This window comes from Kribbella sp. NPDC048837, from assembly GCF_055586945.1.
The window spans coordinates 265,909-279,025 of record NZ_JBVJHF010000001.1 but is presented as its reverse complement, the minus strand read 5'-3'; the positions used below and the strand labels follow the sequence as shown (position 1 = coordinate 279,025).

At 69.1% G+C, this 13,117-nt stretch carries 15 protein-coding genes; 6 read left to right on the top strand and 9 right to left on the bottom strand.

Going from position 1 to position 13,117, the window contains the following annotated elements:
- Nucleotides 1-30 precede the first annotated feature (30 nt).
- Nucleotides 31-813 carry a putative protein N(5)-glutamine methyltransferase gene (locus ACZ6O0_RS01425; protein ID WP_465762827.1) on the top strand — a complete coding sequence of 261 codons (783 nt, stop codon included), beginning with the start codon at nt 31-33 and terminating at the stop codon, nt 811-813.
- Here ACZ6O0_RS01425 and ACZ6O0_RS01420 read toward each other — a convergent pair.
- A complete protein-coding gene (locus ACZ6O0_RS01420; protein ID WP_465762826.1) occupies nt 770-2,755 on the bottom strand; it encodes a GTP-binding protein in 1,986 nt (661 codons plus the stop codon). The two genes, ACZ6O0_RS01425 and ACZ6O0_RS01420, sit on opposite strands and share 44 nt — an antisense overlap.
- Before the next feature lie 178 nt (nt 2,756-2,933).
- A complete protein-coding gene (gene pyrH, locus ACZ6O0_RS01415) occupies nt 2,934-3,641 on the bottom strand; it encodes a UMP kinase (RefSeq protein WP_465762825.1) in 708 nt (235 codons plus the stop codon).
- A gap of 78 nt (nt 3,642-3,719) precedes the next feature.
- Here pyrH and ACZ6O0_RS01410 point away from each other — a divergent pair, with 78 nt between their 5' ends.
- The 3 genes from ACZ6O0_RS01410 (at nt 3,720) to ACZ6O0_RS01400 (ending at nt 6,336) form a co-directional block, all read left to right on the top strand.
- On the top strand, nt 3,720-4,505 hold the full coding sequence (locus ACZ6O0_RS01410) for a DinB family protein (RefSeq protein ID WP_465762824.1): 786 nt from the start codon (nt 3,720-3,722) through the stop codon (nt 4,503-4,505).
- A gap of 33 nt (nt 4,506-4,538) precedes the next feature.
- The gene (locus tag ACZ6O0_RS01405; RefSeq protein ID WP_465762823.1) at nt 4,539-5,168 is read left to right on the top strand and encodes a VOC family protein; all 630 of its coding nucleotides are present in this window, start codon (nt 4,539-4,541) and stop codon (nt 5,166-5,168) included.
- A 217-nt stretch (nt 5,169-5,385) separates the two neighbouring features.
- A complete protein-coding gene (locus tag ACZ6O0_RS01400) occupies nt 5,386-6,336 on the top strand; it encodes a small ribosomal subunit Rsm22 family protein (RefSeq protein ID WP_465762822.1) in 951 nt (316 codons plus the stop codon).
- Here ACZ6O0_RS01400 and ACZ6O0_RS01395 read toward each other — a convergent pair.
- From ACZ6O0_RS01395 to ACZ6O0_RS01385, 3 genes are all read right to left on the bottom strand, one after another.
- A complete protein-coding gene (locus ACZ6O0_RS01395) occupies nt 6,324-7,085 on the bottom strand; it encodes an SDR family NAD(P)-dependent oxidoreductase (RefSeq protein ID WP_465762821.1) in 762 nt (253 codons plus the stop codon). The two genes, ACZ6O0_RS01400 and ACZ6O0_RS01395, sit on opposite strands and share 13 nt — an antisense overlap.
- A 107-nt stretch (nt 7,086-7,192) precedes the next feature.
- Nucleotides 7,193-8,074, bottom strand: coding sequence for an AraC family transcriptional regulator (locus ACZ6O0_RS01390; protein WP_465762820.1), 882 nt, complete (start codon nt 8,072-8,074; stop codon nt 7,193-7,195).
- A gap of 4 nt (nt 8,075-8,078) precedes the next feature.
- The gene (locus ACZ6O0_RS01385) at nt 8,079-8,399 is read right to left on the bottom strand and encodes a nuclear transport factor 2 family protein (protein ID WP_465762819.1); all 321 of its coding nucleotides are present in this window, start codon (nt 8,397-8,399) and stop codon (nt 8,079-8,081) included.
- A gap of 79 nt (nt 8,400-8,478) precedes the next feature.
- On the opposite strand from ACZ6O0_RS01385, the gene ACZ6O0_RS01380 reads away from it, so the two are divergent.
- Nucleotides 8,479-9,288: a MerR family transcriptional regulator gene (locus tag ACZ6O0_RS01380; RefSeq protein ID WP_465762818.1), complete on the top strand. Its 810-nt coding sequence runs from the start codon at nt 8,479-8,481 to the stop codon at nt 9,286-9,288.
- Between the two features lie 3 nt (nt 9,289-9,291).
- On the opposite strand, the gene ACZ6O0_RS01375 is transcribed toward ACZ6O0_RS01380, so the two are convergent.
- From ACZ6O0_RS01375 to ACZ6O0_RS01360, 4 genes are read right to left on the bottom strand one after another with little or no spacing between them, the layout of a single operon-like run.
- Nucleotides 9,292-9,732: a GNAT family N-acetyltransferase gene (locus tag ACZ6O0_RS01375; RefSeq protein WP_465762817.1), complete on the bottom strand. Its 441-nt coding sequence runs from the start codon at nt 9,730-9,732 to the stop codon at nt 9,292-9,294.
- Between the two features lie 24 nt (nt 9,733-9,756).
- Nucleotides 9,757-10,542: an alpha/beta fold hydrolase gene (locus ACZ6O0_RS01370; RefSeq protein ID WP_465762816.1), complete on the bottom strand. Its 786-nt coding sequence runs from the start codon at nt 10,540-10,542 to the stop codon at nt 9,757-9,759.
- Nucleotides 10,539-10,958, bottom strand: coding sequence for a VOC family protein (locus ACZ6O0_RS01365; protein ID WP_465762815.1), 420 nt, complete (start codon nt 10,956-10,958; stop codon nt 10,539-10,541). Before ACZ6O0_RS01365 ends, ACZ6O0_RS01370 begins: the two co-directional genes overlap by 4 nt.
- A gap of 11 nt (nt 10,959-10,969) precedes the next feature.
- Complete coding sequence (locus ACZ6O0_RS01360) at nt 10,970-11,908, bottom strand: helix-turn-helix domain-containing protein (RefSeq protein ID WP_465762814.1); 939 nt, start codon at nt 11,906-11,908, stop codon at nt 10,970-10,972.
- 70 nt (nt 11,909-11,978) lie between these two features.
- Here ACZ6O0_RS01360 and ACZ6O0_RS01355 point away from each other — a divergent pair, with 70 nt between their 5' ends.
- Complete coding sequence (locus tag ACZ6O0_RS01355) at nt 11,979-12,974, top strand: NAD(P)H-binding protein (RefSeq protein ID WP_465762813.1); 996 nt, start codon at nt 11,979-11,981, stop codon at nt 12,972-12,974.
- The last annotated feature ends 143 nt before the right edge of the window (nt 12,975-13,117 follow it).

Genomic DNA, 13,117 nt, shown 5'->3' with positions numbered 1-13,117 from the left:
TCTTCTGTTTCTCCTGTTGAGCTCAGCCACGTGGTCGAGCGGTTGCGTGCGTCCGGGTGCGTCTTCGCCGAGGACGAGGCGGCGCTGATCGTCGACACGGCCCGGGACGCGGCCGAGGTGGCCGCCATGGTCGACCAGCGCGTCGCCGGGCTGCCGCTCGAACACGTCCTCGGCTGGGCGTCGTTCCGTGGGCTGCGGATCGCGGTCGATCCCGGCGTGTTCATTCCTCGCCGCCGGACGGAGTTCCTCGTCGCCGAGGCGTTGCAGGTGACCGCACCGGGCGCCGTCGTACTCGATCTGGGGTGTGGGTCGGGTGCCCTGGGTGCGGCGATCGCGGCCGAGCGGCAGGTGTCGTTGTACGCCGCCGATATCGAGCTGGCCGCGGTTCGGTGTGCCCGGCGGAACCTGGTCCCGTGGCGTGGGTCCGTGTATCAAGGGGATCTGTTCTCGGCGCTACCGGAGCAGTTGCGCGGGCAGGTCGACGTACTGCTGGCGAATGTGCCGTACGTGCCCACCAACGAGATCCGATTGCTGCCGCCGGAGGCCAGGCTGTACGAACCGCACGTCACGTTGGACGGCGGCCCGGACGGCCTGGCTACCTTGCGCCGGGTGGCGGCCGAGGCGCCGGAGTGGCTCGCTTCCGGTGGGCATGTCTTTGTCGAGATGAGCGAGTATCAGGCCCCGCTGGCCGCCGCCGTACTGGCGGAGCAGGGCCTGACTGCTCGGGTCACCGCTGATGACGAGCTCGGCGCGACGGTTGTCCATGGCATCAAACCCGGCGCTGGACGTGGAGCAGGTACTCGCGGCGGTTGAGCGGGTCGTGGTCGGTGCGCGGCCGGTCCGGGATCGGCCCGGTGACCGGCTGGTAGCGCTCGAACGCCGACTCCAGCACGCCCTCGCCCCGGGTGAGGGCGGGCAGTTGCTGTTCGAGCTCGTACACGGCGGCCGCGGGGATTTCTCCTTCCAGGGTTGAGGTTTCCGCGGCCAGCGCCGGTACCTGCGGGATCGCGCGCAGCCTGGCGAGAGCCGCGAGTACGGCACGGGTCGTGTCGGTCGGGATCTCCAGCTCGAAGCGGTGCATGGGCTCGTGGACCGTCGTACCCGCCTGCTGCAGGGCTGTCATCAGGACCAGCGGCGTCAGGTTGCGGAAGTCGCCGGCCGTGCTCGACATGCTCTTGTCGAAGACGGCGTGCGCGTGACTCTGCCGCGCCGAGTAGCCGGAGTGCGTCATCACGACCCGCGCGTCCGGGATCTGCCAGCCGTGGATGCCTTGGCCGAGCGTCTCGTGCACGGTCTCCTCGACGGCCTTGATGAACGCGTACGGCATCGAGCCGAGCTCGACCTCGAGCTCGAAGGTGACACCGGCGTTGACCGGTGCCGGCTCGACCCGGAGTCCGACGGTGGCGAGGAACGGGTTCGGGTCCTTCTTCTTGAACTCGACCGCCGCGCCAGGGCCGTTGAGGCGCTCGATGCAGATCGTGGTCGTCTCGCGGAAGCCGACGCCGATCCCGTACTCGGTCTCCAGCGTTGTCTGGATGACCTCCTTCTGCACCTCGCCGTACAGGGAGACCGAGATCTCCTGGCGCAGATCGTCCTGGCGCAGGTTGATCAGCGGGTCCTGCTCGGCCAGCTGGGTCAGCGCGACCCGGAGGTTGCCTTTGTCCCGGGCTTGCTGCGGGAAGACCACGGTCTCCAACGTCGGCGGGGCGAAGATCCCGGGGTTTCCGGAACCTTCTGGTCGCCCAGTGGCAGTGATGTTCCGGAGATCGCTCAGTCGGTCGCCGATCTGGACATCGGCGAGGCCCCAGACCTGGGCGATCTGACCGGCGTTGACCTCGGTGGCCGGGGTCGCGCCACCGTGGCCGAAGACGCGCAGCGCGGTCACCTTCGCCTCGGCGCCGGCCCCGAACCCCAGTCGCTCGCGGACTCGCGCCGTACCCGAGAACATCCGGACGTACGCGATCTTCTCGCCGGCCGGGCCGCGCTCGACCTTGAAGACCGCGCCGTCGAGCGGCTCGTCGTTGGTGTCGGCGCGGGGGAGTAGCTCGTGGATTCCCCGGCTCAGCGCCTCGGTGCCGGCGCCGGTGATCGCGGAGCCGAAGTACACCGGGTGCACGAGCGCCTGCTTCGTCTGGCGCCCCAGCGCTCGCTTCAGGGCGCGGTGGGAGAGTTGCTCGCCTTCCACGAACTTCCGGAGGAGGTCGTCGTCGCGTTCGGCGAGTACTTCGAGGAGCGCGCCGTACGACTCGGTGAATGTCGCGTCGCGGGTGCCGAGGTGGGCCGCCTCACCCATCGGGACGATGGCCGGGGTCAGCTTGTCCGCGATGGATTTGAGCACGGCGTCGTACTGCGCGCCGGACCGGTCGAGTTTGTTGACGAAGATCAGGGTCGGGATCTTCAGGCGCTGGAGGGTCCGCATCAGCACGCGGGTCTGCGCCTGCACGCCCTCGACGGCCGAGATGACCAGCACCGCGCCGTCCAGCACGCTGAGCGCCCGCTCCACCTCGGCGATGAAGTCCGGGTGGCCGGGGGTGTCGATCAGGTTGACCGTCACGTCACCGATCGCGAACGACACGACCGCCGACTTGATGGTGATCCCGCGCCGGCGTTCCAGCGCGAGCGAATCGGTCTGGGTGCTGCCGTCGTCGACACTCCCGACCTCGTCGATGACTCCGGCGGCGAAGAGCAGCCGCTCGGTCAGGCTCGTCTTACCGGCGTCGACATGCGCCAGAATCCCGAGGTTCAGTACTTTCACGCAGCTTCATGTCCCTTGAACAGGTGTCAATTCCTTCCGCGACAGACATGAAGCGAGGTCGCATGACAGAACTCCTTGACTAGACACCTGCTGGGGTACGTCACCGAGTACAGCAGCCCCCGGAACAACGAGCAAAACCTTTTAGCCCACCCCTACATCCACCCCACCAGCCGTCGGCTCAGTTGATCAAGGTGCCGATGGGGGTGCCGGCGGTGATGGCGGCGGCGGTGGAGGGGCCGTCGATGTCGAAGACATGGAGGGGGAGGTGGTGGTCGCGGGCGAGGATGAAGGCGGACTGGTCCATGACGCCGAGGCCGCGGTCGATGACTTCCTGGTAGGTCAGGTGGTCGAAGCGGCGGGCGCCGGGGTGCTGGTTCGGGTCGGCGTCGTACACACCGTCGGTGCCGTTCTTGGCGACCAGGAGGGCGTCGGCGCCGAGCTCGACGGCGCGCTGGACGGCCGGGTAGTCGGTGGTGGTGAACGGCTGGCCGTTGCCGCAGGCAAGGAGGACGATCGAGCCCTTCTCCAGGTGCCGGAGGGCGCGGAGCCGGATGTACGGCTCGGCGAGGTTGTTGATCGGGATCGCGGTCATCAGGTGGACGTCGGCCGCACCGAGCGCCGTCAGCCGGCCACGGAGCAGGACCGCGTTGATCACGGTGCCGAGCATGCCGATGTTGTCGGCCTCGACCCGGTCGATGCCCCACTCGCCGGACCGGTTGCCGCGGAAGACGTTGCCGCCGCCGACGATGACCGCGACCTGGACCCCGGTGGCGTGCAGCGCGATCACCTCGTTCGCCAGGTGGGTGAGCCGGTCGCTGTCGAAACCGAACTCGTTCGGGCCGGCGATCGCCTGCCCGGACAGCTTGAGGACGAGCCTGCGGTACATGCCGCTCCGTTCGATCAAAGGCGGTGATCCTGGTTCTGGCCATTCTCTCCCCGGAGTGGCTCGTGCGAGGCTGGCCGGGTGAGTGAGTTCAGCGACCAGGACCTGGCGGGTGTGCGGTTCGAGCGTTCGTCGTTGCGGGAGGCGGTGTTCCACGACGTCAACCTGGCCGGCGCCCGGTTCGACAACGTGAACCTCAACGGGGCCACGATCCGCGCGGTGATGATCGACGCCTCGATCGACGGCGACATCCGGAACCTGCGGGTCTGGGGCGTGGACGTCGTACCTCTGATCAACGCCGAGCTCAACCGCCGCTATCCGGGCCGCGAGAAGATGAGCCCGGCCGACGCCGACGGGTACCGGGAAGCGTGGGAGCTGCTCGAGCAGCTGTGGGCCGGGACGGTCGAGAAGGCGCGGGCGCTGCCGCCGGAGTTGCTGCATGCCTCGGTCGACGGCGAGTGGTCGTTCATCGAGACGCAGCGGCATTTGGTGTTCGCGACGGATGCCTGGGTACGGCGTACCGTCCTCGGCGACCCGGCTCCGTGGGACCCGCTGGATCTCCCGCACGACGAGATGTACGACGAACCGTCCATCCCCCGCGATCGCGCCGTACGGCCGTCGCTCGACGAGGTTCTCGCCCTCCGCGCCGACCGGATGGAGACGGTACGCGCGCTCATCGCGGACCTCACGGATGAGCGCCTGACCGAGATGACGGTCCCGGTGACCGAACCCGGCTATCCGGAGTCGCAGAGCTACCGCGTCAGCGACTGCCTCAGCTGCATCCTGAGTGAGGAGTGGGAGCACCGGATGTACGCCGAGCGCGACCTCGCGGTACTCCGTGCGGAAACTGTCGGCGGGGCGTCCTAGCCTCATCCACAACGCGATTCTTTGGGGTTGGCCATGGACATGCTGAGCGGGAAAGAGATCCAGGACGCCGGACTGGACGACTGGCGCAGGCTCGCGCAGGGACTCCACGCGTCCTTCCTGGTCGAGTCGTTCGCGGACGCGCTCACGTTCGCGGGTGCCGTCGGCGAGGTCTGCGCGGCGGTCGGGCTCGACCCGGACGTCCGCCTGACCGGGACGTTCGTGGACGTGAAGATCGGTGTGGACGTCACGCAACTCGATGTGGACGTCTCGCGGCAGATCAGTGTGATCGCTCAGTCGCTCGGCCTGAAGCCCGACCCGGCGGCCGTGGCTCAGCTGGAGGTCGCCCTGGACACGGCCGACCGGGAGGCGATCGGTCCGTTCTGGGCCGCAGTACTCACCGGCGGCACGCACAAGGGCAACGACGTCTTCGGTCCGGGCGATCGCATCGCCAACCTGTGGTTCCAGGGCACGGATCCGCACGAGACGCCCCGCCAACGGTTCCACCTCGACCTCTGGCTTCCGCCTGAGGTGGTCCCGGCCCGGCTCGAGGCCGCGTTGGCGGCCGGTGGAACGATCGCGTACGACGACGAGGCGCCGGCCTTCACCGTCCTGGCCGACCCGCAGGGCAACAAGGTGTGCCTGTGCACCTACCTGAGTCGCTGAAAATCAGGCGCGGACCCGGGGCGCGGTTGGTTAGAGTCGTGATCGTTCTGATTCGAGGAGGTGCGTGATGGCTTGCATGGTTATCCGGTTCCGCGCCAATCCCTCCTCGACTGCTGCTTCCTGACAGCTCTTCCGGACCGGTTGGTGCGTCGCGGCATCAGGCCGCGGGTCTCGTGCGCCTGTGCGCACTCCGTGCCGACCGAACCGGAGATTCTTCATGTCCTCCGTGGACACCCAACTTCATGCTGCCCTCGTACGCGTCCTGGACGGTGTCCAGTACGACGCATTGCGCCGCCGTGTCACCGCTCTGTCCGACCGCTACCGGTCTGAACTGATCGACGACAGCACGCCCGGGCTGCGCGACGACCTCGACTGTCTCGCGTACGCCGTCGTGCGAATGCCGGCCACCTTCCGGGCGATCCACGCGGCGCTCGTCGCGACGGACCGCCATGTCCGCGGCGACGTCACCACCCACCTCGACCTCGGTGGCGGCACCGGATCCGCGGCCTGGGCCGCCGCCGTGATCTGGCCGGCCATCACCACTGAGATCGTCGAACGCGAGCCGGCCGCGCTCCGGCTCGGTCAACAGCTTGCCGATGGCAACCAGATCACCTGGACGGCCACCGACCTCCGCCACTGGACGCCATCACAACAGGTCGACCTGATCACCATGTCCTACGTTCTCAACGAGCTCGAGGACGCCGCCCGCCGCGAGCTCGTCGACACCGCGGCACGCACAGCCCGCACGGTCGTGATCGTCGAGCCCGGCACGCCCCGCGGGCACCGCCGTACGCTCGAAGCCCGCGACCAGCTGATCGAGCTCGGGCTGACAATCGCCGCACCCTGCCCGCACCAGCTGGAGTGTCCGGCCGACTGGTGTCACTTCGCCGTACGGCTGCCGCGCACCGAACTGCACCGGGTGCTGAAGGACGGGACGCGGAACTTCGAGGACGAGAAGTTCACCTACCTGGTCGCCACCCGCGCTCCCGCCCAGCCGGCGCAAGCCCGGGTGATCACCAGGCCGGTGCGGCCGAAGGGGCAGGTGATTCTCGATCTCTGCACCACCGCCGGCTCACGCGAGCGGACGGTGGTGCCGAAGTCGTCCAAGGACTACCGCGCGGCTCGCGCCACGGGGTGGGGTGACCCCTGGGGCGATCAGAGGTCGTAGCCGCCGGAGGTCTCCAGGGTCTGGGCGGTGATCCAGCCGCTGTCGGGGGAGAGCAGGAAGGAGATCACCTTGCCGAGGTCGTCCGGTTCGCCGATACGACCGAGGGCGGTGCGGTCGGCGATCGGTGGGATCAGCTCGGGGTAGCGGGCGAACGCATCATCACCGAGGCGGGTCCGGGTCACGCCAGGAGCGACGGCGTTGACCCGGATGCCGCGGGCGCTGAGCTCCTTCGCGAGGTAGCGGGTGAGCACCACCTGGGCGCCCTTCATGCTCGCGTACACCGAGTAGCCCGGCTCCGGCCGAGTGGTCGGCAGGGCCGAGGTGCTGCTGGTGTAGACGATCGACCCGCCGTCCGCGATCAGTGGCAGCAGGGTCTGGGTGAGGAAGTACGGACCCTTGAGGTGGACTCGCAGCATCTGGTCGAACAGTTCGTCGGTGGTGTCCTCGAACATCACCGGCTGCTGCCCGACGCCGGCGTTGCTGACGAGGAAGTCGAACGAGGTCCGGCCCCACTGCGCCAGCACGTCCGTCACCGCGGTCTTGAAGTCCCCGAAGGTCTCGGCGCGGCCGACGTCCAGCGGCAGGGCAACCGCCGTACCGCCGTCCTTCTCGATCCGGGCGGCCGTCTCCAGGCCGCCGTCGCGGTTGCCGTGGTAGGTCAGGATCACCCCGATACCGCGCTTCGCGACCTCGAAGGCCGCGCTCTGCCCGATGCCGGAGCTCCCGCCGGTGATCACAGCTATTTGCATGATCGTGTTCTTCTCCTACGACGTGATGAACAGGTACCTGTCCAGTACACGCGTGATGCTTGACGAGTTGGTAGACCATTGCTCGCCGGTGCTTGCACGATCCTGCTTTACGGCAGTGGTGCTTCCTCGCGGAGACGAGCGGTGTCGCGGCTGGGCGGCGTACCGAACTCGCGGCGGTACTCGCGGCTGAACTGGGACGGGCTGTCGTAGCCCACGGCGTACCCGGCGCTCGTCACGTCCTCACCCAGCCCGAGCAGCCGCAGCCGCGCTTCCTGGAGGCGGATCTTCTTCTGGAACTGGATCGGCGTCATCGCGGTCACCGTGCGGAAGTGCCGGTGGAACGCCGACGTACTCATCCGCGCCATCGTCGCCAGCTCCTCGACCCGGAACGGCTCGGTGTAGTGGTCGCGGATCCAGCGGATCACCCGGGCGACGTGCGACAGGCTGCTGTCCGCGAGCCCGATCTCCCGTACGGCGGCACCCTGCGGACTCCGCAGCAGCCGCCAGAGGATCTCGCGCTCGACGAGTGGCGCGAGTACGCGCGCGTCGTCGGGCTCGTCGACCAGGCGCAGCAGGCGGATCACGGCGTCGACCAGCTCGGCGGGCGCGCGGCTGACGGTGAGCCCTTGCACCGGTGCGCCCGGTGTCTGGTCGTCGGCCGAGTCCAGGAGGAGCGAGGCGATCCGGTCCGGGCGGAGCTCGAGCCCGACGCCGAGGCAGGGCTTCTGCTTCGACGCCTCGACGAAGTGGCCGGTGACCGGGAGGTCGACCGAGACGACGAGGTAGTCGCCGGCGCCGTACTCGAAGACCTGGTCGCCGACCGCGAGCCGCTTTCGGCCCTGCGCGACGAGCGCGAACGTCGGTGTCGCCAGCGAGGACATCGGCGGAGCCGGTGCCTCGACGATCGACAGCAGCAGGCCGTCGACCGTGTGCTCGCGACCGGCCGCCGCGACGATCAGCGCTCGTAGCTCGGCCAGTGCTCGCTCCACGACCTCAGGCTATGACGAGCCTGGTGATCATGTCGTCCTCGAGGGTGAAGGTGAAGTCGAGGTCGACAGTCCCGCCGGGGAAGTCGCCCTCGAGGTGATGGGTCGCGACGTAGGTGGTGCCGTCGACCTGCCGGGTGCCGATGAGTTCGCTGGTGTAGGTGTACTCGCTGGCTGCGCGGCCGAGCCAGGCGCGGATCTCGTCGTGGCCGCGGTAGGTCTTGCCGTCGTCGGTGACTTCGGCGTTGTCGGCGTACCACTGCATGGCCTCGTCGAGGTCGCGGGCTGTGTGAGCGGTCAGGTACTTGGTGATCGGTTCAGGCAACATGCTGACCACGGTGGTGGCTCTCCTCGGGCGAGGGTCAAGGAGTTGACTCTCTCGCCGGGGGAGGGTGCACAGTGGCGGGGTGTATCGGGGGTTGACGATCGGTGAGTTCGCGCAGGCGACGCATCTGAGTGTGCGCACGCTACGGCGGTACCACGAGAGCGGTCTGCTCGAGCCGGCCACGGTCGATCCGGGGAGCGGGTACCGGTACTACACGACCGAGCAGATCCCGTCGGCGCAGGTGATCCATCGGCTGCGGGAACTCGACGTACCGCTGGCCGAGGTCGGCAAGATCCTCGGTACCGACGATCCCGACGCCCGCGCCGAGTTGATCGCCGCGCATCTGGACCGGCTCCAGGCCTCACTCGATCGGACCCGGGCCGCGGTGACGTCGCTGCAGCGGTTGCTCCGGCCGGACCCCGGCGATCTCGTGGTCGACCTGCGCACCGAGCCGGCCCGGATGGTTGCCGCGATCACCGATGTGGTCGACCTGGCCGGCGTACTGCACTGGTACGACGGCGCCATGGCCGAGCTCGACTCCGCCGTACCCGTGGATCGCCGTCTCGGCCCACCCGGCGGTCAGTACGACAACGCCCTCTTCACCGAGGGCCGCGGCGCCGTCCTCGTGTACCACCCGGTCGCCGATCCACCCACCACCGGCCGAATCCACCCGGTTGAACTCCCCGCCACCGACCTCGCCGCCACGATCCACCACGGTCCCCACGACGACATCGACGTCACGTACGGCCGCCTCGCTACCTGGGCTGTCGAACACACCCTGACCGTCGCCGGCCCGGTCCAAGAGACCTACGCCGTGGGCCCCCGAGACACCCCGGACCCGGCCGCCTGGCGCACCGAGATCGCCTGGCCGGTCTTCCGCCTCAGCCGCTGACCTTCACCGATCGGGCCGGGCGGTGTACCCCGTCTTCTCGTGCGGGCTGAATCCGCACCGCTCGTAGAACGCATGCGTCGACGGAGTCCGGGACCCGGTCATCAGCATCACCTTGTAGCAGCCCGCCTCCCACGCCGCCTGCAGCGTGCCGGCCATGATCTCCTTCCCCAGCCCCTGCCCGCGCCTCGCCGCATCCACCACCACGTTCTCGACCACGGCGTACGGCGCCGCCCCACGAGTCAGGTTGGGCATGACGTTCAGGTACGTCGTAGCGACCACGACCCTGTCCACCTCGAGCACGAACACCCGCAACCCCGGCGTCCGGAGAATCTCCCCGAACACCTCCCGAGCCCGCCCGTCCTCCACCACCGGATCCCCAGGATGCAACTGCCGATACAGCCCCATCACCGCACGAAAGTCGCCGGCCCCAGCCTCACGAATCACGCGACGCAGCCTAACCGCGGCGGGCTAGTTCGCGTCGAGGAAGGTGGTGACGGTGTCTTGGACGAGGTTGGTGCGGGTGAGGCCGTTGAAGTGGGTGGTGCCGGGGAAGATGGCCAGCTGGGACGTGGGGACGCCGGTGAAGTCGCCGTTGACGTCGCCGCCGCGGAGTTGGAGGAAGCGGACGGCGTGGTCGAGGGTGACCGCGTCGCAGTCGCCGAAGGTGAGCAGGGTGGGGGCGGCGATGCCGCGGATGTCCTCGTCGGTCCAGCCGGACACACCCCGGTCGTAGCCGCCTAGTTTGTCGAGCAGGGTCTGCAGGTGCTCGAGGTCCGGGTGCGGCGACTTCGCCAGGTATTCGGCCTCCATCGGCGTACCGGCGATCATCTCCACCTTCATCTCACCGACGGCGGCGTTCTCCGGCCGGTCGCCGTCGGGGTGGAACGACACCGACGAGATGACCGCCTTCCGGACCAGCTCCGGATGCTTGATCGCCAGGTACAACGCGACCGCACCCCCGACGCTGAACCCGAACAGATCCACCCGAGGTACGTCGAGATGCTCCAGCAACCCGACGACATCGGACGCCAGCGCGACCGTGCCCAAGGGCCGGTCGATGTCATTGGTGTGCCCATGCGCCTGGAAGTCCGTCGCGATGACCTGCCGCTTCTCCGACAGACCCGGCAACAGCGCGCCGAACTGCAGATCGATGTTGAACAACCCGCCGTGCAACAGCAGCAACGGCGTCCCGCCCGAGCCGTGGATCTCGTAGTACATCCGGAGCCCGTTGACGTCGGCGTACCCCGCCTTCACGGCGTGCCGACCAGGAGACAGAACGGATGCCCGGCCGGGTCGGCCAGAACGTAGAGCGGCTCGGAGTCGTCGGTGGTGCGGTCGAGGAGGAGCCGAGCGCCGAGGTCTTCGGCCCGCTGCCGGTGGCGCTGCAACTCGTCCACGGACGGTACGGCGTAGTCGATGTGCAGCTGCTTCGGTACGCCGGGAGCGGGCCACGTCGATGCGGGCAGCTCGTCGACCCGCTGGATCGCGAGCTGGCGATTCCCGGCGTCGTCCACCAGCACCAGCCAGTCCGCATCGTCAACTGCGCCGTCGGCCGGCGGCTCGTCGCCGGCGCGATAACGCAACCCAAGCAACTCCCGGTAGAACTCCGCCAAACCCCGCGCGTCCGTGGTGTCCAACGCGGTGTGCATCCGCCTCGGGTAGCTCGTCATACCGACGCAGCCTACGTGGTGTGGAAGGACCGTCTGTAGGTGTCGGGCGGGACTCCGACGACTCGTTTGAACTGGCGGCGGAGGGTCGTAGCGGTGCCCATGCCGGTGGCGACGGCAACCGACTCGATGCTGTTGTCGGTGGCCTCGAGCAACTGCTGGGCGCGGCGGACCCGTTGGGTCAGGAGCCACTGGAGCGGCGTCTGGCCGGTCACCGAACGGAAGAGCCGGCCGAGGTGGCGGGGACTGGTGTTCGCGTGCCGGGCCAGGTCGGTCACGGTCAGCGGCTGGTCGAGGCGTGCCTGCGCCCAGGCCAGCAGGTTCGCGAGCGTGTGATCCCCACTGACCGGCACCGGCGTGGCGACGAACTGCGCCTGCCCGCCGGCCCGGTGCGGCGGTACGACGAGCCGCCGAGCGACCGTGTTGGCGACCGTCGCGCCGTGGTCGAGATGGATGAGGTGCAGACACAGATCCACCGCGGCCGCCTTGCCCGCTGAGGTGAGCACGCTCCCGTTGTCGGTGTACAGCACATCCGGATCGACCTCGGCCTGTGGATAACGCGCGCTCAACGCCGCGGTGTGGCCCCAGTGCGTGGTTGCGCGCCGACCGTCCAGCAGACCGGCCGCGCCGAGTACGAACGCGCCCGTGCACAGCGACGCAATCCGGGCCCCAGCGTCGTGGGCCGCACGCACCGCATCGACCAACGCGGCCGGGGGCGGCTCGTCGACGTCGGCGCAGGCCGGCACGATCACGGTGTCCGCGCGGGCCAACCGCTCCAGGCCGTCGTCGGGCTCCACCATGAACGGCCCGACCTGGACCGGCCCCGGTCCACAGAGGACGACGTCGTACCAGTCCTCGGTCGCGTCGAGCGGTGGGTTGCCGAGGATCTCGTACGCGATCCCGAACTCGAAGTGCAGCAGGTTCCCGGCGGCCGCCAGCGCCACAGTGTGCATGTCCGAAAGTGTACGCATGGTGTCGTTCCGGACTCTCACGATCGAGGCGCCGGACGGCAAGACTCGGTACATGAACGCAGTGGTGGTTTACGGAGCAACCGGACACACAGGCCGATTCGTCGTCGAGGAGCTGCTGCGGCGCGGCGTCCCGACCATCGTCTCGGGCCGCGACGCGACGACCCTCGGGACCCTGGCGTCCGCCTGGGGAGAGGTGGACGTCCGCCCGGCCGCGGTCGACGACCCGTCGGCGCTCGACCGGGCGCTGAAGGACGCCGCGGCGGTGATCAACACCGCCGGCCCGTTCGCCGTGACCGCCGACCCGGTCATCGAGGCGGCCGGGCGGGCGCGGATCCCGTACGTCGACGTCGCCGCGGAACTCGAGGCCAACGTGTTGACCTTCGCCCGGCACAGCGACACGCTGATCCTCCCGGCGATGGCCTTCTACGGCGGCCTCGGCGACCTGCTCACGACCGCGGCCCTGGGAGAGCGCTCCACCGCCGACGAGGTGCACGTCGCGTACGGGCTGAGCAGCTGGCACCCCACCCCGGGTACGCGCGCCGCCGGCCAGGTCTCGCACGACCGCCGCGCGGGCCGCCGCGTGCGATTCAGCGACGGCAAGCTGCAGTACCACGACGACAAGCCGGTCCAGCAGGACTGGACCTTCCCGGAGCCGCTCGGCCGGCGCCGCGTGATCGCCGAGTTCACCATGGCTGACGTCATCACGGTCCCGAGCCACCTCGCCGTACCCGAGGTCCGCACCTACATGACCGTCGAGGCCGCCGGGGACCTGGCGAACGAGGACACGCCGGCGCCCGTGGCCGCCGATGCGCTCGGCCGGTCCGACCAGACCTTCGTCGTCGACGTCCTGGTCCGCACCGGCGACGACGAGCGACGGGCGACCGCCCGCGGGCAGGACATCTACGCGATCTCGGCACCGCTCGCGGTCGAGGCCGTTCAACGGATCCTCGCCGGCGAAACCCGCGCGACCGGCGTGGCCTCGGCGGGCGCGCTGTTCGACGCGGCCGACTTCCTGAAGAACCTGCCACTCGAGGTCGACCTGCCGTAAGCCCGCGACCGCGGGAGAATGTGGTCTAGCCAGCAATACGTCACCGCCCAACGCCACCCCCGAACGTGACGGTCAGCGAGCGATCGGCTTCGGATGGCTGCTGGCGAACGTCGCCTATCTCAATTGGGGAACCCGCCGCTGAA